Raw genomic sequence first — 22,770 nt, 5'->3', positions numbered from 1 at the left:
CTCTCATCTCATTGAGTTTATGAAATCTTCTAATTTGTTTAAATCTATGCTTCTTTTAAAAAGCGGATCTTTGTTTTGCTTATAAATAGTCAATTGTTCTTCAAAAGTTGGCTTACTCTTTTCTTCATATATTATACCTAGAGGGATTTTGTCCTCTTGAAAAGCTATTTGTAGAGCTTGTATTTTATCTGATGGATCATAATCTTCCCCTAATTTGTAAGTATGTTCATTAAACCAAGCGTAAGTATTTATTTTATTGAATGTCACACATGGTTGAAACAAATCAATTAGCGCATAGCCATTATGCCTAATAGCCTTTTTAATGACTTCTTTCGTGTTTTGCATATCACCCACAAAAGCTCGTGCCACAAATGTGGCTCCGTTAGCTATAGCAACAGCAATAGGATTGAAGGGGTTCAGTATTACTCCATTTACTTGAACAGGGGTGACCATTCCATGCTGTGAAGTAGGAGAAGCCTGGCCTTTCGTTAGTCCATAGACTCTATTATCGTGAACTATGTTTGTGATGTTAATGTTCCTTCTCATATTGTGGATAAAATGGTTGCCACCTTCACCGTACATATCTCCATCTCCACTTTCAGCTACTACGTATAAATCTGGATTAGTCGCTTTTATGGCAAAGGCCACGGGTAAGGTTCTACCATGAAGGCCATTAAAAGCATTGTTTTTAAAGTAATGGGGTATTTTTGCTGCCTGTCCTATTCCTGAAACGAGTACAAAATTGTTGGGAGTTATTTCCTCCATTTCTTCCAAGGCTTTTTTTAATATATTCAGTATTCCAAAATTTCCACAGCCTGGACACCAAGCTATGTCTAATTCTTTTTCATTTTCTAGAGTAAACATATTTTTTCTTTCGCTCATTGCAACTCCTCCCTTATCTTAGCGGTTAACTCTTCAACTGAAAATGGCATTCCATTGAATTTTAATATTTTACTATCTATTTTTATGCCAGTTTCTGCTCTTATTAACTTTGCAAATTGCCCTGTGGCATTATTTTCAACATCAATTATTTTTTCTGCCTTCTCTAAAAATTCAACCGCATTTTCCGGGATGGGATAAACTTGGCTAAAATGAAGCATAGCAAGATCCTTGTTATCTATATTTTCTAGAGCTTCTTTGACGACATTATAGTTTGAACCCCAACATACGACGAGATATTTGTAGTTATCATTTCCATAAAATTCGGGAGAAATAAAATCTTCCTTTAAAGCGTCAAATTTTTTGAGCCTTTTTTCCACCATTTTAATTCGGATATCCAAATCTTCCGTTATATGACCTTCTTCGTCATGTTCATCACTATCTACAACAACTAATCCATTACCATAGTTTGGTATACCTCTTGGTGAAACTCCGTTTTTTGCTTTTGATAGGTCATATCTTTTATAATCTTCGGCAGTTTCTACAAAATATTTTTTATTTTCAATTTTGGAAAGGTCCAACTTTTTAACGTTATAATACGAATCAACAAAAAATTGATCTGTCAAAATGAATACGGGGATTTGATATTTATCTGCAATATTAAAAGCCTTTTGAGTTAAATAGAAGGCTTGTTCAAGGCTGCCAGGAGCTAAGACCAACCTTGGAAATTCCCCATGTCCAGCGTGTATAACAAGATTTAAACCTTCTTGAGCGGTTCTCGTTGGTAAACCTGTTGCAGGGGCAGGCCTTTGGGCTAAGTGAATTACTAACGGTGATTCGATCATTCCAGCTAGAGAAAGTCCTTCTTCCATTAAAGCAAATCCTCCGTCAGAAGTAGTCACCATTGATCTTGCTCCTGCGTACCATCCACCTATTGCCATATTGATTGCAGCAATTTCATCCTCAGCTTGTTCGACTAAAATATCGAAATTTTTTGAAAAATTGGCTAAATCAACTAGAACTCCCGATCCAGGTGTCATTGGATATGAAAAAATCGAATCACAATTGCCAGCTAACGCTCCTAGAGATACCGCATCGGTTCCGCTAATTAATAGATCGTCTTTTAGATTTTCATTTGCAGAGATTTTTATTTTTATCTCTCCACTTTCAGAAAAGTCTTTTCCTAATTTGTAACCTTCTGAAGCTGCTTTTATGTTATCTGAAACAATTTTTTCTCCCTTATCTCCAAATCTTTCTTTTAGATACTCTTCTATAGTTTGTTTGTTTATTTTGAAAAGTCCCAAAATTACACCAACGGCAACTATATTTGCATATATTTCATTACCTATTTCTTTTGCAATAGAGAGAATAGGAACGTTGAAAAGATTTTTGTTTTTTAAATTCAAAGAATCGTTGTCTGCTATGATAAGGGTATCTTCAGTCACTCTGTCTCCTAGATGCTCAACCGAACTTTTCGTGAGAGGTATAAGTATATCTATTTTGTCGACGTAACTTTTCACAGGTTTAGAGCTTACCCTTATTTCAGTTGAATTACTTCCACCTCTAATCCTAGACATGTACTCTTTTGTGGCAAATACGTAATAACCTTCCCTTTTGAGAATAAATGTTAACAGTCCTTCTATCGTTTGAATCCCTTGGCCCGCTTCACCGGATAAGACGATAGATACATCTTCTTTGATAGTTTTATTCATCAGGATACCTCCTAAGATTTTGTTTTCTGTTTATTCAATTATATCAGACAAAATAAGTCGAAAAAGAAATAGAATGTAAAAATTTTAAATAATTTTATAATTTTTGATTATGAAACTATAAAAGTGATTTCCAGCCAATTTCGTTTAATTTAAATTCCACAAATTCACCTTGAAAATTATAATTTACTTCTTCTGGAAGTACTATTGTTTCATAGCTTTTCAAGTTAACATATACGCCAAACCCTTTTTTATTTTGGTTGGCAAATCTGGAAAAGCTAAAGTATTTTGTACACAATCCTTCGGTCTTCCTTGAAATAGAGTAACTGGTGTGAATGTTGTTAAGAACTTTTTTAGATTTATCAACATGGATTTCTCGAGGTCTTCCCCAGTCGTATAGTCTGTAAGTTAAATCCGAACTTTGCTGTATTTCAAGTAAAAGGCTATTGGGACCTAAAGTATGAACGGTTCCAGCGGCTATGAATATCGCATCAAATTTGTTCATTTCATAACTTTCTAGTACTTCATCCCATCGATTGTTATCAAAAGCTTGTAAAATACATTTGTTATTATTTGAAACTTTAATTTGTCCCTTATCTTTAAGGAAGTACCAAGCTTCTGATTTTCCCCATGGTTCGTTTTCTAATTGTTTAGCCATTGTATCATCCGGGTGTAATTGTATGGAAAGCCAGGATGAGGTTGCGATTAATTTCAACAACAAAGGAAAATTTGGGAAAAGTTCACTTGCATTGCCATATTCTTTTTGGCTATTTTTTCCATACAAGACGGTTTCAAATCCAGTTAGAGGAGAATAAAGCCAGACTTCCCCTATTGGTTGTGTTTTTTCATAGTTAAAAATTCTGTTTAACTCGTTACTTCCCCAAATTTTTTCACTAAAAATTGGTTTTGATACAAGCGGTTCCGATATCTGCATGTTTACCTCCTGTTAAATTTTTTGAATTCCTTTTCTAAAATACTAAGTCTTAATAATATTTTATCTTTATATGTTTCTGAACCACCATTGTAAATACTATACGCATCTTCTTCCCCAAAACGTAATTTGATATCGTATAAGTATAAGATAGAAGTCAATAATTGCACATCAGGTCTTTCGCTTACGATATCCCAATACCAAGGTTCAAAGAAATTGATTCTTTGATAAAATTCAGAATAATTATGTTTTAAATACCAATAAGTAGGAGCTTGAATCTGAAAATATCCCAAACTTTCTCCACTATCTCCTTTTACATTTTCAAAATTCGTTTCTACTATTCCAATAGCTAACAATTCGATTGGATAGACATATTCAGTTACGTAGGAAAATTCGTTATATAATATTTCAAAAACTTTAACGAATTCTCTGATCGTTGCATCGTCCAAAGTATAGTTATTTTTTAAGTACTCTTCAAAGAAAATGATTTGCTTTTTATAGTTAGAGGATTTAGAAACTAAAAAAACAATTATTATACATGTTATTAAAATCAACAAAAGTATGAATAGATACTTCACATTTCTATTTAATAAGGATTTTTTCATTTGACTCTCCTTATGGGGTCATTGCATATTACAACAATTATACCATGTTCTTCCCCCAAACACTTAATCAAAACTTAATAAAAATCAGCCATTCTGTTTATTAATATTTTAAAAAAACCACAGAATCTTTTCTCACAAATAATATAATAATTCTTGAATTATGTTAAAATATTGAATGCTGGGAATTAGAAAAAATGATTGATAAAAGGAGTATTTAAATGCTTTTGGATAATGTTGCCTTGGGAAGATACGTTGAATTAGACTCGTTGATGCATTCACTGGATCCAAGGGGAAAACTTTTAGGATTGTTCGTTTTAGCAGGATTCGCTTTTTCTATAAACAGTTTTTACGATGTTTTGATTATGTCTTCGTATACTTTAGTTTTGATGTTGCTATCTAAACTAAGCTTGAAGTATTATATGAAATCCTTAAAATCAATATGGTTTATAGTCATCTTTGCTTTTGTAATTCAATTATTTACAATAGGGGGGAATACACTTTTTAGCATCGGGTTTATCAGAATAACAGATACCGGCTTATTTAATGCCGCTATAATTACCTTCAGAATATTATTTGCAGTTTTGTTATCTTCTGTTCTCACGTTAACTACTTCTCCTACCTCTTTAGCTCATGCTCTTGAGGATGTCTTGAGATGGTTTTTTGTACCCAAAAGATTTGCTCATGAAATATCGATGGTAATGACGATTGCTATAAGGTTCATCCCTGTAATTGCAAATGAAGCAGATCGCATAATGAAAGCACAATTAAGTAGGGGGGCAAATTTTGATGATAGAAAATTTTCTGGAAGGATTAGAGGGGCTATATCTATAATTATTCCTTTGTTGGTATCTGCTCTGAGAAGGGCTGAAGATTTGAGTATTGCTATGGAAGCAAGAGGATACAATGGTTGGGAAGGGAGGACAAGATTTAAGCAGTTTAATTGGAAAATAAAAGATACTTTTTTCCTTATTTCTTTTTCTTTAGTATGTTTCACTATCATTTTTATTTAGAGGGTGTTTTTTGATATAATTTAAATGAGTAAAAAAACAGTAAAAATAGATATGAGGTGTCTTATGAATTTTCAATACTTATATGGTCCTGTACCTTCTCGAAGGTTGGGAAGATCCTTGGGAGTAAGCCCAATACCTCCAAAAACTTGCAATTTCTCTTGTGTATACTGTCAGTTAGGAAGAACGACTAACATGACAAACCAAAGACAAGAATTTTTTAATTTACAAGATATTTTAGAAGAGTTTAAAGCTTATATTAAAAGCGGCGTATCCCAGTTTGATTTTGTAACCATAGTTGGTGAAGGTGAACCATTATTATACTCTAGAATTGGTGAACTAATAAAATCAATAAAAGCTTATGTTGATAAACCTGTTGCTGTAATTACAAATGGGGCTCTACTTTCTGAAGAAAAAGTAAGGGAAGAATTAAATGAAAGCGATCTCGTAATGCCAACGCTGGATGCTTATGATCAAAGAACGTTTAAAAGAATAAATAGACCTCATAAAAGTATATCTTTTGATTCTTACGTGGATGGGTTGATAAGTTTTTCTGAAAACTTTAAAGGTAAAATCTGGATGGAATTTATGATGGTAAAAGGGATAAATGATGATGAAGAATCTTTAAGGAAAATCAAAGAAATATTCAATAGAATAAGTTATGATCGATTGTATATAAATTTACCAATGAGACCCCCTGCGGAAAATTGGGTAACAGTTCCAGAAAAAGAAAAAATTGAGCTAGCTCAAAATATCTTAGGAGGCATATCCCTTGATTTTTTAGAAGAAGAAGATTTCTATAGTTCTATAGAAGATGATTTGGAAGCTATCTTAAGTATAATAAAAAGACATCCGATGAATCAGCATGAGATTGAGAGCTTTTTAGATCAAAGAAGATGTGAAAATAAAAATGAAATTTTTGAAAAATTAGAGAAAGATGAAAACGTTGAAAAAGTACAGTATTTTGGATTAAATGTATATAGGTTAACATCTGTGAGGAGGTAAATAAATGCCTGAAAATAAAAACGATAAAGAAAACAAAAACACCAAAGAAGAAAAAAAGAAAGTAAAGTTTTCCAATATAATTTGGGTTTATATTATATTTGCAGTTATTTTTGTTGGAGCTCTCATTTCTTTGAACTGGGAAAATAACCCTATGATATCCTATTCAGAAATGTTGAGTTTGATCAATGATGGTCAGGTTGAATCCATGAAAATAAATCAGAATGGAAACGTGGAAATACTTAGCAAAGACGGTACTACTTATGAATCTTTTTCGCCAGCTTTAGTAATCGATAAACAGTATGTGAATAGTTTAATTCAAAAAGGTATAAAGGTAGAGTATGTCGAAAGTGTAGGATCAAAGTGGTGGTTTGGTTTATTGATAAACATAATCCCAATAGTAGTAATGGTGCTTTTCTTTTTTTGGTTGTATCGTTCTGCTTCCGCAGGAGCTAGAAGCAGCATGAATTTTGGAAAGAGTGGGGCAAAAAAGTATGAACCTATCGGAGAAAAAGTTACCTTTAAAGATGTGGCAGGAATCGATGAAGTTTTGGACGAAATAGAAGATATTGTAAAATTTTTGAAAAACCCTCAAGAATTTCAAGATTTGGGTGCAAGAATGCCTAAAGGAACTTTGTTGGTAGGTCCTCCAGGAACTGGTAAAACTTTGACGGCAAGGGCTATAGCTGGAGAAGCAGATGTACCATTTTATTATGCAAGTGGATCTGATTTTGTAGAACTTTTTGTAGGGGTTGGTGCATCGCGAGTTAGAGACCTTTTTAAAACAGCTAAAGAAAATGCTCCTGCAATAATATTTATCGATGAATTAGACGCAGTAGGTAGACAAAGAGGAGCTGGTCTTGGTGGGGGCAACGATGAGAGAGAACAAACTCTCAACGCCTTGTTAGTGGAACTCGATGGTTTTGACACGTCGACAGGAGTTGTTGTCATGGCTGCTACCAATAGACCTGATGTTCTTGATAAAGCATTACTTAGACCAGGTAGGTTTGACAAAAAAATAATGGTAGGACCTCCAGACGTTAAAGGGAGGGAAGAAATTTTAAAGATACATACACGTAAAAAGAAAATAGCCCCTGATGTTGATTTAAAATTGTTAGCTAAAAGAACACCAGGCTTCGTTGGAGCAGATTTAGAAAATTTAGTTAACGAAGCTGCTTTAATAGCCTCAAGAAAGAAAAAAAACCAAGTCGAAATGAGTGATTTTGAAGAGGCTATTGATAGGGTACTAACCGGTCCATCAAAAAAGTACAGAATAATATCCGATAAAGAAAAGAAGATTCTTTCCTATCATGAACTGGGACATGCTATTTTAGCGTATTTATTACCTAATACCGACCCTGTTTACAAGATTACTATAATTCCAAGGGGTGCAGGTTCATTAGGTTCTACTTTACAAATTCCTGAAAAAGACAAATATTTAATTAAAAAATCTGAAATCCTTGATAGGATTGTTGTAGCCCTTGGAGGGAGGGCTAGCGAGAAATTAGTGTTTAATTTTGCTACTACAGGAGCCAAAGATGATCTGAGAAAAGCCACGGACTATGCAAAATCCATGATTTATAGATTAGGAATGTCCAAAAGAATGGGCCCTGTGTATTGGGAAGGAGAAGAAGAGGAAATATTTTTGGGAAGTGAGTTGACAAAGCAAAAGAATTATTCGGAAGAAACTGCTAAAGAACTTGACTTTGAGGTCAAGAAAATAATTAACTCTATGTACGATAAAGCTCTTGAACTTCTTAAGCAAAATAAAGAGAGGCTTGACCTTCTAGCTTCTTATATTTTTAAAAATGAAACAATTTATGGAGAAGAATTCAAAAAGCTTATGAGCAAAGACCTTGAAGAGTTAAAGGAATATATTGGGGGCGAAAAAGAGATAAATGAATTTCTTAAAATAGATGTTGTGAATCATGTTAATTATCAACCTGTTTGAAGGCGAGGAGAAAATAATGTTAAGAGCCATTATTTTTGATATGGATGGGGTCATTATTGACAGTGAACCCATCCATTATAATGCAAATAAAAGAATTTTTGAAGAATTGGGAATTCCGATGAATCAAAGTTCATATAGTAATTATATAGGTGTAAGCAATCAAGAAATGTGGCAAGACTTAAAAAATGAGTACAATCTACAACAAAGTGTTGAAGAATTGCTTGAAAAACAAAACTTAGAGAATTTGCAATTATTAAAAGAAAGTGTTAAAGAGCCAATAGAAGGTGTAATAGAGTTATTACAGATACTCAAAGAAAAGAATTATAAAATAGCTTTGGCCTCTTCTTCGCCAATGAGGTTGATCAAAGAAGTTATTTGCATGTTTGACATTGAGAAGTATTTTGAGGTTTTGGTGAGCTCAGAATACGTTGCTCGTGGTAAGCCTAAACCTGATATTTTTATATACACAGCTGGATTGTTAAATGTTAAACCAGAGGAATGTGTAGTTATAGAAGACTCAAAGAATGGTGTTAAAGCGGCAAAAGCTGCTGGAATGAAGTGCATAGGTTTTAAAAACCCAAACTCACTCAACCAGGATCTATCGAAAGCAGATTTAGTGGTGGAAAATATGAAAGAAATAACTTTGGAATTGATAGAAAAGTTAGAAAAAGTAGAGGCTTAAAACCAAGGAATTTTTTTAAAATTTAGTACCCATTTTTAAGAATAATAAACGTTGTCCACAAACCAATCCATTTTCATTAGTTCTTCGTCTGAAATATTTTTGCCTTCCGAGACTTTCATATTACCTTCCTTATCAAAAATACTACCTCGGAAAGGATGAAACCTATTGTCCATAATATCTGTTTTCACAGTGTCAACAAGGTTTTTTGTTGTAGAAGGAACTATTTCACTTATGGGTGACAAACAAACGACCCCGCTCTTAAGTCCACCCCAAAAGTTCTCTATCTTTTCTGAACCAGAAAACAATCTAAATAAGGAAAAGTTTGATCCTCTTAATACATCTTTAATGATGTTTTCGTAGTAAACTCCCCAATTCCAAACCACGGAGGTTAAATGGGTAGTTGGAGCATACTCTTTCATATCAAAATGGTAACCAATGGTATAAACACCATATTCTTCTCCAACTTTGCAAACTTCTGGAGAATCCTGATGATGTGTTAAAACATCCACTCCAATTTCATTTATCAAATACTCTGCCGTATCTCTTTCATATTCTATATTGCGCCAAGTATTCGTCCATCCAACAAATACTTTTGCTTTTGGATTAACAGCCTTTGCCCCTAAAGCAAAGGCATTTATTCCCATTATGACTTCAGGTATACCGTAGGAAGCAACGTAACCTATTTTATTGTTAGTGGTCATTGCACCTGCTATCATTCCAGAGAGGAATCTTGGTTCGTACATACGACCGAAATATGTGTTAATATTCTTTGTAGTACGATATCCGGAAAAATACATGAATCGAACATTTTGAAGTTCCTTTGTGTTCTGATTTTGTAAGAAGTCAAAACTGGTAGAAAATATTAGGTCGAATTTTTCTTCTTCGAGTTGTTCCAATATTTTTTCATACGTTTTTAAATCAGAAATATTTTCAAAATACTTTGTTATTATTTCATTTCCTAAACGTTTTTGAACGTACCTTCTTCCCAATTCATGGGAATATGTCCATGCAGACTCTTCTATTGAGGTGTTATATAGAAAAGCTACTTTTAATGTTTTCCCTGCGAAAATTTGAGGCAATTTAAATAACGGCTCGGATGGCTTACCCAAACGTTCCTCTAATTCTTCTACTAACTCGTCTACTTGCTCCCTCATTTCTCTTTCGATAGTGGGAACATTTTCCAAACCAAATTTTTTTAGGTATTCTAAAAAAGCCTCTTCTTCAGTAAGCGAAATCGTGTCCTTAGCAATTTCCCTATATAGCTTTCTAAATAGAAGATATACTGAATGGACTAATTCATCATATTCATTCTCAACAAAATCACTTTTTTTCTTATAATCTTTGATTAACTCGTAAAGTTCTTTGAATTTGCCCTCTTTGTTGAACCAGATTATATTAATTTTTGTCTTTTTATAAAAATCTAAAAATTCATAGTAGATCCTTATTTCAGGATTGTTTTCATCCCATTTTGGAATCAACCTGGTAACTTCTCCACGAATTGAAAAGGCGTCTGAATATTTCAAAACACTCACCCTTTTGTTTCCTTCAACAATGTAAAACCAGTTCATATATTCGTAGGCTGTTACAGGATCTCTTATTCCTTCAGATATATGAGCTTCATACAAATTGATCCATTTACTTGCAAATTCTGAGTCAATTTTCATTAAGGGATAAAAATTTGCAGAAAAAGATAGTGAACGAGAATGGTAGTACGTTCCTTTGATCCTTTCTATAGGGATATCTATAAGACCAAGTTTTTCTTCCTTAATTATTTCAGCGTTGTGGATGATATCTTCTAAACACGGCAGATATCCTTCTTTCCCTTTTGAAATATTAGCCAAAAAGTCTTTCTTTGCTAATCTATTAGCTTTTTCGTACTCGCTTCTGCTGAGACTTCTTGAGGTCCTATACATTAGGTTAGCCTCCTTTTTTTGGGCACGTTAAGGGGTAAACCCCTTAAGATCCCCAAGTTCAAAATCAAAGTTTATTATAAAAAAGATTTTTTGCAAGAAACAGTAAAACCTTTTAGGGATATATTCTTATATTAATAATTCTATAATACAGCAAAATAATTAAAATTTTATTTAAAAGAATTAATTACTTTCTAAATTAAAATGGTCTTAGGACTTATCATCTTATAAGTATAAATTTCTATTACTTCTTTCTTTTCTTCATCGTACTTTATTAATTTATAAGGTACCGCATTTATTAGATAAGATACATTATTTAAAAATTTAATTTCAAAATCAAGTTCTTGAAAGTCGTATCGTGGATGAATATGGCCGTATATCCAAATTTTTGGAAATGCTTTAAGATAAAACTCCCCCAAAGCTCTTGAAGGGGTATGAGATTGCCCGTATTTTTTTATAGTATTTTTAATGTAAGGAGGATTGTGTGTAACCATTATATCGATTTGCTTGTACTTATTACCTTTAAAGATTGTACTGAAACGTACCTCTCTATTAAATTTATTAATATCCTTTTCTTTGAAATAAAAAGGTCTATATCCATGAGCTAAAGCACCGGAAAATCCCGCTACTATTATGTCTTTGCCGATGAATTTTTTTAAGTTAACTATGCCATGATTTAAAACATAAGCTCCTTTGTATACCTTTGAGAAAGAGTTATTTTCTTCTTCGTATAATTTATAATACTTTTTATCATGATTACCATGTACCATCAAGCTTAAGGATGGTTTGAATTCATTCATCACGTAATCAATGTATTGCGGAGAAAGATCTCCAGCGCAAATAAGTAAGTCAAACTTTTTTTTGTCTTTATTTGTTAAATATATTTCCTCGTCAGAAATGGCAATTATATCTATCATCATTTTAATTCCTTTTTAATAAAAGACTCTATAAAATTATTTTATCAAAAAATAGAGATAAGTTGAAATTTTGTGTTATTATAAGGTAATCATTTCCTACAGAAGTGATAGAAAGCGCCAAAATCGATGGAGAAGTGAATTAAAAATATTTTGGAGGATCATAATACCTTTATCTCAACCCGTAATAGCTGCTTTGGCTGTGTTATCATTTACTTGGAGATGGAACGATTATATTTGGCCTTTGTTAGTTGTTAGCTCACCAAAATATATGACCCTGCAGCTTGGATTGGCATTATTCTCAGGTGAGTATACCGTACAATGGGGATCTCTTTTGGCAATGACAACACTCTCTTTAAACTTCCCCATTCCTGAAAGCAGTCTCACGGCAAATAAGGACAAGGGGATTTCAAAGAAGTTTGGCTTATTACCCTTATTCTTTGGGGCTGGTTTAAACAGCCTCTAGCCTGTAGGACGGTTAAGTCCATCAGGTTACTTTTGCGAAGTATGTTTAATGCACCATTGCAATCAGCATTAATAATCGTGCCTTGACAAGTTTTATATTGCCCCCTGGATATGCGTTTTCCGCTAAAGCTGTATGCCTGCGGATTATCGGCATTGTAAACAGGAATATCATCGTTGGCGAAAAAGTCAGCCTTTGAAGTATAGCTTTCTTCCTGCTCAATGTAGTTAATTCCGTAACGCTCACAAAGGGACTTGATTTTAAGACGCAAATTACCATGTGATATTTGGACAAACTTTTGGTTATTGCTCTTACCAAGATTGATGCTACGTTTCCAGTCAAGGTTATAGCCTAAGACAATATTGCCAATATCGTTTTCGATACAGTAGTTAACGATAATTCTTGCAGTTTTGTTCATATAATAGTTAAGACGGTTATTACGTTTCTTGGTATTGATATATTGACGATTGGTTATACCCTTAATCCCTTGCTTGTCCTTGATAGACTGCAACCTTGCGTTTTCTTTGTTATACCACTGGTTAATTGATTTTAATCTTTTACCGTCCACGATAAAGGACGCCCCAGTGTTTGTAACACAAGTTGCGAGGTTGTCAAGCCCAAAGTCTATAGCAAGAGCGTTACCTGTGTTAAGGTTAAGGTTTTCTTCTTCCTGAACATATACAAATTCAATATCAAAGAATTTAGAGTTGTACTTAGGGAAGATACGGATTTCTTTTACTTGCTTTCTATTTAACCTTTCAGGAAATGGAAGTTTAACTTCTCCAAATTCCTTCTTGAAGGCATTGGACATAGGCACGGTAAAATAACCGCCCTTAACCTTGAAACGCGGGATAATCAGCATAAAGTATCCATCTTTTGGAAGATAATGCGGAAGTCGAATGTCTGAAAACCTGTAATTGCCCTCTTTAGCCTTAGAAATAAGTGCAAAGAAAGACTTAAAGTTGCGGTCGACTACTTTCATGGTTTGTTGCGCAATGTCTGTATTAAGAAGTTGATAGTTTTCGTTTTCTTTACAGATATGGTAGGCTGATTCGTAGCGTAAATACTTTTTCTCTGTAAAGTAATATTGGCGAATAGCATATAGAGTTGAGTTATACAGGTTTTTAGACAGCTTACATAATTCTTTAAGGGCAATATATTCTTGTTTGTTTAAATTTCTTAGTTGATTCTTCTGGGTACGATACGTAATATCACCTCATTCCAATAGCATTATAACATGTTTGTGGGAGGAATGTAACTATCAAGCAAAAAGAAAGGAGAATGGTGCTTCCTTGAACTCCTTTGGGGGTGTTTTCTATGGATGAATTCAGCGGTATCCGCACCAAATATTTCTATGATTCCTGTAATGATTGTATTTTTAGCCTTTCAAAGGTATTTTGTAAAAGGTATAACAATGGGATCTTTAAAATAAGAAAAAAGGGGAGGAGAAAATATGGTGGATGCACTTTTCATAGGGGCTCACCCTGATGATTATGAGGCTTTTGCAGGAGGAACAATACTTCGATTGAAAAAAGAAGGGAAGAGTTGTGGTGGAATAATCTTAACCGATGGCTCTGCAGGGAGAAACAACGATATCAACGTAAGAAAAATGGAGGCAGAACATGCTGCAAAATCTTTGAAACTTGATTATTTTGAAATGATAGGACTGAAAGACGGATATTTAAATGAAATTAATAATTTAGCAGCATTAATCGCAAATCTTATACGAAAATATAGGCCCAAGATCCTTTTCACACACTATTTTGAAGACAAGCACCCCGATCACAAGGCAGTGGGAGAAAGTACTAAAGATGCCTTATTTTTAGCCAGAACCAAAAGAGAGGATTTAGAGAATGAACCTTACAATTGTTCCAACGTTCTTATGTTCATATCTGACATCACAAAGATTCCTCAATCTAAATTTCATGTAGATATCACTGATTTTTTGGAAGATAAAATCAAGGTTTTAAGATTATACGAATCTCAAAGGGAAGTCTTAGAGCCCATACCTTTGATGAACAAATACATAGCAGCCGATGTTTTAGAGGGAAGAAACAAAGCAGTAGAAGTATTTTATCCTCTAACTTTGGTAAAAGGGGAAGGATATTATGTATTATAAGATTGAAGAAGATGGAAGCTTAACTTATTTTCAAATATTTCCGAAAGAATACATAATAAGTAACAGATCTTCCACGATGTTGTTGAAAAATTGCATGCCTTTTTCTATCTTTTCCAATAAATATGGAACGGTAATCTCAAAAATAAGATTAAACTTTTACCCAGGTCAAAGAGTGAGATTTTGGCCTGATGGTATGTCAGCTAATGATGGCTTATCAAAAATGACTGTTATGAGCGATCCATCTGCTTATTCTTTCCTTGTTAAATTTAAAAATTTAAAAAATTTAGTGTTCTCATTTACCCCTGTTTTTAAAAAAGAGTTCAAACTACCTTTCTTCGATAAGATAGAAATTCCTATAAGTTACCAACAGGAAGTAGAAAATAATGGTTTGAAATTCGCTGATGACTTTAAAATTATCATTAAAAAGGGTGAGATAAGAGATCTAATAAAAGGTGAAAAAGTAGCCTTTGTGTTGAGATCTGACGAGAAGAACGAAATAGAGATTATTATTGGAAAAGAAGAAAAAAATTTAGAAGAAAAGAACACAGAATACCTTCATTATCTAAACAGTTTAGTACAAAACAAAGACTTAAGTGAGCTAGAAAAATCAGAGTTTTTGTTTACAATGCACACGGCTTTTTCCTCGATAAAAGATTATGATGGAAATCTAGCTTTAGCAGCAGGGGTTAATTATTCTTTTCCCAATAGAACATATTTCAGAGATAGTTTTTGGACTATCCAGCCAATAATGAAAGTGGATCCGAAATTTGCCAAAAACCAAATTTTATTTTTATCCGAAGGTGTTCACGAAGATGGGAGCTGCCCCAGTGGTGTAATGAAATTAGGTGAAGAAGAATTGGCTTTTATTAGAAGTAAAAAAGATATGTTACCCAAAAAGGCAAAAGAATTTTATAAATACGAAAAAGATTGGTGGTCAAACCATCATGACTCTGGAGGGTACTACATAATACTTTTGTCCGATTACATTAATAATACTGGAGACTTGAGTATTTTAAAAGAACGATTTCAAGATGGCACCGTATTGGATAAGATTGGTAATATTCTTAAAAGGTATATTAGTTTAGATACTGATAATGATTTATTATTTGAAAAGCCTTATGATTCAAACGATTGGGCGGATAATGTGTACAGAAATGGAGCTGTTACCTACGATTTGGCGATTCAGATAAAAGCCTTTGAAGAAGCTTCTTTAATATATGATTTAATCGGTGATAAAAAGATTGCCGAAGATACAAGAGAAAAATATCAAATAATGAAACATAATTTCAACAAAAAAATGTGGAACGAGAAAAAAGGATATTTTAATGATTTTATTGGTGACTATTTAGAAGATCACTTGAATATAGATACGATATTGGCTTTGCTTTTTGATATAGCAGATGAAGACAAAAAAAGAAAGACTTTAAACGCTATGGAGAGAATGCTTGAAACAAAGAATAACAAAGAGCAAAAGTTTGAAGATTGGGGGGTTATGTCCGTTTGGCCTTTTTTCAAATCAAAAAAGCACCTTTTCAGTAAAAGTGTTTTCCCGTACAGGTACCACAACGGAAGTGATTGGCCTTATTTGTCTTCTATATATGCTCTGGTTAAGAAAAGAGAAGGTATGGATTATAAATATCCTTTAACTAGATGGTGGGAATACTCCTTGGAAAAAGGATGGATAAACCCTGTGGAATACTATAGTCCAATCTATGCTCGAGGATCACTCAACCAAGGATGGTCTTCCATGGCTGCAACATTATTTTTTTGAATTATCCACGATTAAAAGTAATTTGAGTCGATTAGGCAGAATTAGAAGCTGTTATTGTATAAATAATTAATTTCATTTTAGAACGAATTAATTGTATAATATAAATAAGAATTCATAAAAGGAGATGGTCAACGTGAGTAAAGTTGAAGATTATTTTAACGTGGAAGGCAAAGTAATAGCGATAACAGGTGGAGCCGGCGTTCTATGCTCTGAAATGGCTAAGTCCTTGGGAGAAGCTGGTGGGAAGATTGCTGTACTGGATCTATCAGAAAAAGCTCTGGCTATGTTAAATAATGAATTATCAGAAAAAGGTGTTGAACACATAACGATTAAAACCAACGTCTTACAAAAAAATGATTTAATAAGAGCAAAAGATGAAATTCTTAAAACATTTGGTAAAATAGATATACTGATAAACGGAGCGGGTGGAAACAAACCCGAAGCAACAACAAGTAAAGATAAATCTTTTTTTGAACTCCCAGAAGACGCAGTACAGTGGGTTTTTAACTTGAACTTCTTGGGAACATTTTTGGCAAGTCAAGTGTTTGGAGAATATTTTGCAGAAAAAGGTTACGGAGAGATAATAAATATCTCATCGATGAACGCATTTAGGCCCTTGACAAACATTCCTGCATATTCTGCAGCTAAAGCTGCTGTGAGTAATTTTACACAATGGTTAGCGGTTCATATGAACCAAAACTATTCGAAAAAAATAAGGGTCAATGCAATAGCTCCGGGATTTCTCTTAACTAATCAGAATCGATTCTTGTTGACCAATGAAGACGGTAGTTTAACCCAAAGGGGAAATCAAATATTAGATCATACACCTATGGGGAGATTCGGAGAACCTAAAGATCTAATTTCTACAGTAATGTGGTTGATAAGTGATAGTTCTGAGTTTGTTAACGGTGTTGTTGTTCCAATAGATGGAGGTTTCGCCGCATACAGTGGTGTATAATGTAAATTGTTGTTTATAAAAACTATAAGGCCCAATTGTATGCCTGAAAGTCAATTTAATAAAAAATGGAAGGAGTTGATATAATGGATCAACAAAAGAACGATATTGCGGTTATAGGGATGGCGGTGATGGGGCAGAATCTTGCTTTAAACATGGAATCAAAGGGTTTTAAAGTATCCGTTTACAATAGAACAGGTGAAAAAACGAAAAGATTTGTTGAAGAAAGGGCAAAAAACAAAAATATTCAAGGGACTTATTCCCTTGAAGAACTTGTTAATTCACTAAAAACACCAAGAAAGATTATTTTGATGGTTAAAGCTGGTAAACCAGTTGATGATGTAATCGAGGAACTTTTGCCTTATTTGAATAAAGAAGATATAATCATAGACGGAGGGAATTCTTATTACAAAGACACAGACAGGAGATACGAAGAATTACATAAAAGAGGAATAAAATTTTTAGGAACCGGTATAAGTGGAGGGGAATACGGTGCATTACACGGTCCATCCATCATGCCAGGGGGAGATAAATCCGCATATGAAGAGGTAAAAGATATACTTGAAGCGACTGCTGCTCAAACAGAAGATGGTCCATGTGTTACTTACCTTGGTCCCAAATCAAGTGGTCATTATGTAAAAATGGTTCACAACGGGATAGAATACGCTATTATGGAGTTGATAGCAGAAACTTACGATATTATGAGGAAAGTGTTTAAAATGTCTCCTCAAGATATGAGTAAAGTATTTAAAGAATGGAATGAAGACCACAAATCTTATTTGATGGAAATTACTTATAAGATTTTAGAGTGGAAAGACGAAGAAACGGGTCAACCAATTGTTGACGTTATTTTAGACAGTGCAAAACAAAAAGGTACAGGTAAGTGGAGCGTTCAAGACGCTTTAGACTTGAATATATCGATACCCACTATAAATGCTGCCGTCAACGCAAGAACTTTATCCTCAATAAAAGACGAAAGGATGAGGATTGGGGAGATATATGAAACACCCACTGAAATGAATTTGGATGAAAGCTTCATAAATTCATTAAAGGATGCTTTGTATATTTCAACGATAATTGCTTACGCAGAAGGTATGAAGTTGTTGCAAGTAGCATCCAAAGAATACGGGTATAATTTAGATTTGTCAGAAGTTGCAAGAATTTGGGAAGATGGCTGTATAATAAGATCCGCATTTTTAAAACCAATCCAAAGAGCATTTAAAAAGGACCCCAATTTAGTAAATTTGATAATTTCCGACGAATTCAAAAGTGATTTTAAGAAAAAAATTCCAAATTTGAGAGAGGTAGTTTCCCAGATCAAAAAAGCAGGTATACCTATTCCTTCTCTAAGTTCTGCTCTAGATTATTTCGATGGATTAAGTTCAAAAGAGTTACCGGCAAATTTGATTCAGGCACAGAGGGATTATTTTGGTGCTCATACATACGAAAGAAGAGACAAAGAGGGAATATTCCACACAGAATGGCAAGATATACATAATATATAATAAAAAAGGGGGGCAAAGAGGTGGCGGAAGACACCACTAACATCGCAATAGTAAATTCCAGTACTTTTGGTATATATTTTCCCGATTTAATGCAAAGATTAAAGAAAATAGGTATCGTTGAAAGAATAACGGTGGATCCTAAAATATCAGGAAGAGAGTTAGCAAGCAAATTGAAAGATTTTAAATTTGTTATAGCAAGCGTTACACCAAATTTTACTTCAGAATTTTTTCAATACAACAAAGATGTGAAACTAATTGCACGGCACGGTATTGGATACAACAATGTGGATATAAAAGCAGCCACTGAAAGTGGCGTTATGGTTACACGGGTTCTTGGTATTCACGAAAGAGATTCCGTTGCAGAACTTGCTATTGCATTGATTCTCATATGCCTGAGACAAATTATTCCTGCGAATAAAGCGGTTGAAGAAAATAAATGGCAAGATAGAAAAAATTTTGTCGGTGATGAACTATCAAAATTGACGGTAGGAATAATTGGTTATGGAAACATTGGAAGTCGTGTGGCTGAGATAGTAAAAGAGGGATTCGGCTCAAAAGTAATAGCTTATGACCCTTATGTAGCTGACAAGGTTATAGAAAAAACTGGAGTAACACCTGTAAGTTTTGAAGAACTTTTAAAAACATCCGATGTAATAAGCCTGAACGCTTCTTTAAATGAAGGGAACTATCATTTTATAAACAAAAGTGCTTTCAACTTAATGAAAAATGGGGTTGTAATAGTTAATACGGCAAGGGGAGAATTGATAAACCAGAATGATTTTATAGAAGCTTTAGAATCAAAGAAAGTTTCAGCTGCAGGGCTTGATGTATTAGAAGAAGAACCAATAAACCCAAATAATCCATTACTGAAATACCCAAATGTGTACATATTGCCTCATATAGGGGGATATGGGAAGTATTCATTAAGAAAAATGGATGAAAAAATGGTTGAGGATATTGAAAAGTTGATGAAAGGTGAAATTCCTGAACAAATAGTTAACCCAGAAGTTATAGAAAAAATTATAACAGAATTCAAAGGTAGAAAATAAATTATTAGTTTAAGGTGGTCTGCAGTGGCAAAGACTTCCTTAATCCTTATGGGTGGGGAGCGTTTTAAAAATTTTTGAATATTAAAGAAAAAAACAACAAAAGGGGTTTTTGGTTATGAAATATGTTTTAGTCCTCGATGTAGGAACGACAAACATGAAAGTAGCGATTGTAAACGAAATAGGTGACATCATCTCTCAAGAAGTCAAAAAGATAAATTTGATACAGTCTGGGGAAGGGGCAGCGGAACACGATCCTCAAGAATTGTGGGCAAACTTTTTGGATATATCAAAGAAGATAATCACGAACTTCGAAGGTGATATTTCATTATTAATTTTTTCTGGGTACCAATTCGGTTTTCTACCGATAGATAAAAAAGGGAATCCTTTGATGAATATGGTAACACTCTTAGACACAAGATCACAGAATATAATGAACGAAGTTGAAGAAAGATTTTCCTTTGAAGAAATATACCAGAAGACCGGTTGCCCCCCTGCTTTTAATTATACAATAGCCAGAATATTGTGGTTGAAAAAAGAAAAACCAGAAATTTTTGCCAAAACCTATAAGTTCTTGGACATCAAAAGTTTCTTCACATTCAAATTAACGGGTAAGTGTTACACGGAACCAAGTTTAGCTTCTGTTACACAACTTTTGAATATAAAAACGCAAAAATGGGATGAAGAACTAATAAAAAGGTTAGGGATTGAAGAAGATCAGTTGCCTGATCTTGTACCTGGCAACGTAATAGTGGATACCGTAAAAAAAGAAATAGCAATAGAAATGGGTCTCGAAAAAGAAGTTCCTATTATGTTAGGAGTATATGACGGTGGAGCAATGATTTTAGGAATGGGGGGTTATAAAAAGAGCGCTGTATGTAATTTAGGTACCACTGCAATGTTTAGAAGTGCGTATAATGAACCATTACTTGATAAAACAGGGCAATATAGACTTCAAACCTATGCTCTATTACCCGGTATGTGGGCTATAGGAGGAGCGGTGAACAACGCGGGTGTAGTTTTGGAATGGTTCAGAAATAATATAGCTAACGGTATGAGTTATGATCAGATAAACGAAGAGGTTTCGAAGGTTAAAACAGGTTCCGAAGGGCTTATTTGCTTTCCATTTCTAACAGGAGAAAGAGACCCAAGAATAGGCAGCTTATCTACCGGTAGTTTTTTTGGATTGAAAACTTTTCACAACTTAAGTCACATGGCAAGATCTATATATGAAGGTGTAGGTTATGGGCTGAACATGATAAAAACAGCTTTAGAAGAAAATGATGTTAATTTAAAAAGATTAACAGTAGGGGGCTCAGGCAGCAAAAGTGATGTCTGGGTTCAAATTTTAGCTGATATATTCAACATCCCTGTAACCAAATCAAAGACCGAAAATGCAACATTGATAGGTGAATCGATGGTAGCTTTTTCACAATTGGGAGTTTACAACGATATTGAGCAAGCTGGGGAAGTTATGATAAAGTTGGGAAAGAGCTTTGAACCCCAAACCTCTTCAGTTAAAACATATGAAGCTTATTACAATTTTTTTGTAAAAATGATCCAAAACTATCGGGATGTGTATACCTTACATGCGCAATTGATCAATTCTTGAGGAGAAGCAGAAAAATGGGAATAAAATTCAGAGAAGCAAAAATAGAAGATTATGAACAGATGTATAGATTGTGGGAAAAAACAGAAGGCATGGGTTTAAGTGAATCTGATACAAAAGAAAATATTGAAAGATTTTTGAATAAAAATCCTGGTTTAAATTTTGTATGTGAAGATAATGAAAAAATTATTGGTACAATTCTATGTGGCGAAGATGGAAGAAGAGGATATCTCTACCATCTTGCTGTTGATAAGAACTATAGAAGAAATGGGATAGGGGAAAAATTGGTAAACTTGGTTTTAAGCAGTTTAAAAGAAAAAGGTATAATAAAATGTCATTTATTTGTGTATTATGAGAACGAAATTGGCAAGACATTTTGGGAAAAAACAGGTTGGTACAAACGCGACGAGCTGATAATTTATTCAAGGGATATTAAATAAGTCAAGGATTACTATGCCTTACCTGTTTTCTCATAAATAAACCGTTTGCCTTTTCCACCATGACTATCATAAGAAAGACCAATATAGTTAAATAAATGGGATATAACCTTATATCAAAATATTCTTGCAAAAATCCAAACAAGGGTGGCATAAGGGTTGTTCCAAGGTATGCTGATGCCATCTGTACGCCTATAATGGAATGTGATACAGCCTTACCAAAATTAGTTGGTGTTGAATGTATCAAACTTGGAAATATCGGTGCACAACCTAAACCTATAAGAATAAGGCCTATAAATGCCGTATAATTGATAAAAGGAAGAATCAATAGTAACAATCCTAAAATTATGATTCCTTGTCCTAAACGTACCATGTTCTTATTATTCATTTTAAATGTTATAAATCCAGATATAAACCTTCCTATTGTAATTCCGAAATAAAATGAAGCAGCCCATTTGGCCGCTGTTTCAGCAGCTATACCTCTATTTAGTACTAAATAACTTGCCGCCCACAATCCAGTAGTTGCCTCTAATGCACAATAAGAGAAAAAGGCGATCATTATAGACATTGCCCCAGGCAAAGCAACAACATCTTTTAAAGAATAATTTTTGTATTCTTCTTCTTTACTTTTGTTATTTGTTTTCTTTTCTTTCCACAGTGGCAAAGTAAAAAACAGTACCAGAGTTAAAGCAATCTGAATTAACGAAATAGTAAAATATCCTGAATTCCATTTAAAACCGTTAGTTAATAATATTCCCATAATGTATGGACCAAGTGTGGCTCCAACTCCCCAAAAGCAATGTAACCAGTTCATATGTCTAGCTTTGTAATGTAGGGCGACAAAATTGTTAAGTGCTGCATCAACGCTTCCTGCACCTAAACCGTAAGGTATCCCCCACAAACACAAATGCCAAAATGTATTTGATATAGAAAAACCAAACAATGCTATAGCAGTCATTCCAACACTTATGGCGGTTAGTTTTCCAGTTCCAAGTTTACGAATAGACTTACCGCTGAACAATGTTGAAATAATAGTTCCACAAGAGATAATCATCGATATAATTCCTGCATACGATACAGGCACGTTTAATGTTTCATACATGCTTGGCCATGCTCAGGGCATAAAAACTGTCTCTTTTTCACATCTCCCAGCCCACCAGACCCGACTAGAAACTCCCATGCCGCCCTCCTCTTTTCAAAAAAAAAAAAAAAACCCCCCCCACCCCCCACCCACCCCCCCCCACCCCCCCCCCCCCCCCCCCCCCCCCCCCCCCC

20 protein-coding genes are annotated in these 22,770 nt (G+C 34.0%); 12 read left to right on the top strand and 8 right to left on the bottom strand.

The window, feature by feature from the left end:
• Window positions 1–3 precede the first annotated feature (3 nt).
• The 4 genes from X925_RS09535 to X925_RS09520 all read right to left on the bottom strand — a co-directional run bounded on the left by X925_RS09535 (window position 4) and on the right by X925_RS09520 (window position 4,124).
• The gene (locus X925_RS09535; protein ID WP_012208299.1) at window positions 4–882 is read right to left on the bottom strand and encodes a thiamine pyrophosphate-dependent enzyme; all 879 of its coding nucleotides are present in this window, start codon (window positions 880–882) and stop codon (window positions 4–6) included.
• Window positions 879–2,591: a 2-oxoacid:acceptor oxidoreductase subunit alpha gene (locus tag X925_RS09530; RefSeq protein WP_121959807.1), complete on the bottom strand. Its 1,713-nt coding sequence runs from the start codon at window positions 2,589–2,591 to the stop codon at window positions 879–881. Before X925_RS09530 ends, X925_RS09535 begins: the two co-directional genes overlap by 4 nt.
• 115 nt (window positions 2,592–2,706) lie before the next feature.
• Window positions 2,707–3,522: a type I phosphomannose isomerase catalytic subunit gene (locus X925_RS09525; protein ID WP_121959806.1), complete on the bottom strand. Its 816-nt coding sequence runs from the start codon at window positions 3,520–3,522 to the stop codon at window positions 2,707–2,709.
• A 2-nt stretch (window positions 3,523–3,524) separates the two neighbouring features.
• Window positions 3,525–4,124: a hypothetical protein gene (locus tag X925_RS09520; protein WP_121959805.1), complete on the bottom strand. Its 600-nt coding sequence runs from the start codon at window positions 4,122–4,124 to the stop codon at window positions 3,525–3,527.
• A gap of 218 nt (window positions 4,125–4,342) precedes the next feature.
• Here X925_RS09520 and X925_RS09515 point away from each other — a divergent pair, with 218 nt between their 5' ends.
• The 4 genes from X925_RS09515 (at window position 4,343) to X925_RS09500 (ending at window position 8,766) form a co-directional block, all read left to right on the top strand.
• Complete coding sequence (locus X925_RS09515) at window positions 4,343–5,134, top strand: energy-coupling factor transporter transmembrane protein EcfT (RefSeq protein WP_121959804.1); 792 nt, start codon at window positions 4,343–4,345, stop codon at window positions 5,132–5,134.
• A gap of 63 nt (window positions 5,135–5,197) precedes the next feature.
• Window positions 5,198–6,136 carry a radical SAM protein gene (locus tag X925_RS09510; protein ID WP_121959803.1) on the top strand — a complete coding sequence of 313 codons (939 nt, stop codon included), beginning with the start codon at window positions 5,198–5,200 and terminating at the stop codon, window positions 6,134–6,136.
• A 4-nt stretch (window positions 6,137–6,140) separates the two neighbouring features.
• The gene (ftsH, locus tag X925_RS09505) at window positions 6,141–8,084 is read left to right on the top strand and encodes an ATP-dependent zinc metalloprotease FtsH (protein WP_121959802.1); all 1,944 of its coding nucleotides are present in this window, start codon (window positions 6,141–6,143) and stop codon (window positions 8,082–8,084) included.
• A 16-nt stretch (window positions 8,085–8,100) separates the two neighbouring features.
• The gene (locus tag X925_RS09500; protein WP_121959835.1) at window positions 8,101–8,766 is read left to right on the top strand and encodes an HAD family phosphatase; all 666 of its coding nucleotides are present in this window, start codon (window positions 8,101–8,103) and stop codon (window positions 8,764–8,766) included.
• A 35-nt stretch (window positions 8,767–8,801) separates the two neighbouring features.
• On the opposite strand, the gene X925_RS09495 is transcribed toward X925_RS09500, so the two are convergent.
• Entirely contained in the window at window positions 8,802–10,679 is a 1,878-nt protein-coding gene (locus X925_RS09495) for a BMP family ABC transporter substrate-binding protein (protein WP_121959801.1), read from the bottom strand.
• Window positions 10,680–10,870: 191 nt separating this feature from the next.
• Window positions 10,871–11,596: a metallophosphoesterase gene (locus X925_RS09490; RefSeq protein WP_012208289.1), complete on the bottom strand. Its 726-nt coding sequence runs from the start codon at window positions 11,594–11,596 to the stop codon at window positions 10,871–10,873.
• A 67-nt stretch (window positions 11,597–11,663) separates the two neighbouring features.
• Here X925_RS09490 and X925_RS10650 point away from each other — a divergent pair, with 67 nt between their 5' ends.
• Window positions 11,664–12,056, top strand: coding sequence for an ABC transporter permease subunit (locus X925_RS10650; protein ID WP_158245462.1), 393 nt, complete (start codon window positions 11,664–11,666; stop codon window positions 12,054–12,056).
• On the opposite strand, the gene X925_RS09480 is transcribed toward X925_RS10650, so the two are convergent.
• Window positions 11,974–13,263 (bottom strand): RNA-guided endonuclease TnpB family protein, encoded by a 1,290-nt coding sequence (locus X925_RS09480; protein WP_049755214.1) that lies wholly within the window; start codon window positions 13,261–13,263, stop codon window positions 11,974–11,976. The two genes, X925_RS10650 and X925_RS09480, sit on opposite strands and share 83 nt — an antisense overlap.
• Before the next feature lie 243 nt (window positions 13,264–13,506).
• Between X925_RS09480 and X925_RS09475 the strand changes: the two genes are divergently transcribed.
• The 7 genes from X925_RS09475 (at window position 13,507) to X925_RS09445 (ending at window position 21,498) form a co-directional block, all read left to right on the top strand.
• Window positions 13,507–14,172, top strand: a complete 666-nt coding sequence (locus tag X925_RS09475; RefSeq protein ID WP_121959800.1) for a PIG-L deacetylase family protein — start codon at window positions 13,507–13,509, stop codon at window positions 14,170–14,172.
• On the top strand, window positions 14,162–15,943 hold the full coding sequence (locus X925_RS09470; RefSeq protein ID WP_121959799.1) for an amylo-alpha-1,6-glucosidase: 1,782 nt from the start codon (window positions 14,162–14,164) through the stop codon (window positions 15,941–15,943). The genes X925_RS09475 and X925_RS09470 overlap by 11 nt, the downstream gene beginning before the upstream one ends.
• A 133-nt stretch (window positions 15,944–16,076) precedes the next feature.
• Window positions 16,077–16,901, top strand: coding sequence for an SDR family oxidoreductase (locus X925_RS09465; RefSeq protein ID WP_121959798.1), 825 nt, complete (start codon window positions 16,077–16,079; stop codon window positions 16,899–16,901).
• A gap of 83 nt (window positions 16,902–16,984) precedes the next feature.
• Window positions 16,985–18,403 carry an NADP-dependent phosphogluconate dehydrogenase gene (gene gndA / locus X925_RS09460; protein ID WP_121959797.1) on the top strand — a complete coding sequence of 473 codons (1,419 nt, stop codon included), beginning with the start codon at window positions 16,985–16,987 and terminating at the stop codon, window positions 18,401–18,403.
• 20 nt (window positions 18,404–18,423) lie between these two features.
• The gene (locus X925_RS09455; protein WP_121959796.1) at window positions 18,424–19,452 is read left to right on the top strand and encodes a D-isomer specific 2-hydroxyacid dehydrogenase family protein; all 1,029 of its coding nucleotides are present in this window, start codon (window positions 18,424–18,426) and stop codon (window positions 19,450–19,452) included.
• Window positions 19,453–19,567: 115 nt separating this feature from the next.
• On the top strand, window positions 19,568–21,061 hold the full coding sequence (locus X925_RS09450; protein ID WP_121959795.1) for a gluconokinase: 1,494 nt from the start codon (window positions 19,568–19,570) through the stop codon (window positions 21,059–21,061).
• Between the two features lie 14 nt (window positions 21,062–21,075).
• The gene (locus tag X925_RS09445; protein WP_103064585.1) at window positions 21,076–21,498 is read left to right on the top strand and encodes a GNAT family N-acetyltransferase; all 423 of its coding nucleotides are present in this window, start codon (window positions 21,076–21,078) and stop codon (window positions 21,496–21,498) included.
• Between the two features lies 1 nt (window position 21,499).
• On the opposite strand, the gene X925_RS09440 is transcribed toward X925_RS09445, so the two are convergent.
• The gene (locus X925_RS09440; protein ID WP_121959794.1) at window positions 21,500–22,597 is read right to left on the bottom strand and encodes a sugar MFS transporter; all 1,098 of its coding nucleotides are present in this window, start codon (window positions 22,595–22,597) and stop codon (window positions 21,500–21,502) included.
• Between the last annotated feature and the right edge of the window lie 173 nt (window positions 22,598–22,770).

It is taken from the genome of Petrotoga sp. 9T1HF07.CasAA.8.2 (assembly GCF_002895585.1).
GTDB lineage: Bacteria > Thermotogota > Thermotogae > Petrotogales > Petrotogaceae > Petrotoga > Petrotoga mobilis.
This window is presented reverse-complemented; position numbering and strand designations above follow the sequence as displayed.

Excerpts from the sequence above, each read along its gene's own strand:
- X925_RS09535 (WP_012208299.1), bottom strand. The coding sequence starts at position 882 with ATGAGCGAAAGAAAAAATATGTTTACTCTAGAAAATGAAAAAGAATTA.
- X925_RS09530 (WP_121959807.1), bottom strand. The coding sequence starts at position 2,591 with ATGAATAAAACTATCAAAGAAGATGTATCTATCGTCTTATCCGGTGAA.
- X925_RS09525 (WP_121959806.1), bottom strand. The coding sequence starts at position 3,522 with ATGCAGATATCGGAACCGCTTGTATCAAAACCAATTTTTAGTGAAAAA.
- X925_RS09520 (WP_121959805.1), bottom strand. The coding sequence starts at position 4,124 with ATGAAAAAATCCTTATTAAATAGAAATGTGAAGTATCTATTCATACTT.
- X925_RS09515 (WP_121959804.1), top strand. The coding sequence starts at position 4,343 with ATGCTTTTGGATAATGTTGCCTTGGGAAGATACGTTGAATTAGACTCG.
- X925_RS09510 (WP_121959803.1), top strand. The coding sequence starts at position 5,198 with ATGAATTTTCAATACTTATATGGTCCTGTACCTTCTCGAAGGTTGGGA.
- ftsH (WP_121959802.1), top strand. The coding sequence starts at position 6,141 with ATGCCTGAAAATAAAAACGATAAAGAAAACAAAAACACCAAAGAAGAA.
- X925_RS09500 (WP_121959835.1), top strand. The coding sequence starts at position 8,101 with ATGTTAAGAGCCATTATTTTTGATATGGATGGGGTCATTATTGACAGT.
- X925_RS09495 (WP_121959801.1), bottom strand. The coding sequence starts at position 10,679 with ATGTATAGGACCTCAAGAAGTCTCAGCAGAAGCGAGTACGAAAAAGCT.
- X925_RS09490 (WP_012208289.1), bottom strand. The coding sequence starts at position 11,596 with ATGATGATAGATATAATTGCCATTTCTGACGAGGAAATATATTTAACA.
- X925_RS09475 (WP_121959800.1), top strand. The coding sequence starts at position 13,507 with ATGGTGGATGCACTTTTCATAGGGGCTCACCCTGATGATTATGAGGCT.
- X925_RS09470 (WP_121959799.1), top strand. The coding sequence starts at position 14,162 with ATGTATTATAAGATTGAAGAAGATGGAAGCTTAACTTATTTTCAAATA.
- gndA (WP_121959797.1), top strand. The coding sequence starts at position 16,985 with ATGGATCAACAAAAGAACGATATTGCGGTTATAGGGATGGCGGTGATG.
- X925_RS09450 (WP_121959795.1), top strand. The coding sequence starts at position 19,568 with ATGAAATATGTTTTAGTCCTCGATGTAGGAACGACAAACATGAAAGTA.
- X925_RS09445 (WP_103064585.1), top strand. The coding sequence starts at position 21,076 with ATGGGAATAAAATTCAGAGAAGCAAAAATAGAAGATTATGAACAGATG.
- X925_RS09440 (WP_121959794.1), bottom strand. The coding sequence starts at position 22,597 with ATGTATGAAACATTAAACGTGCCTGTATCGTATGCAGGAATTATATCG.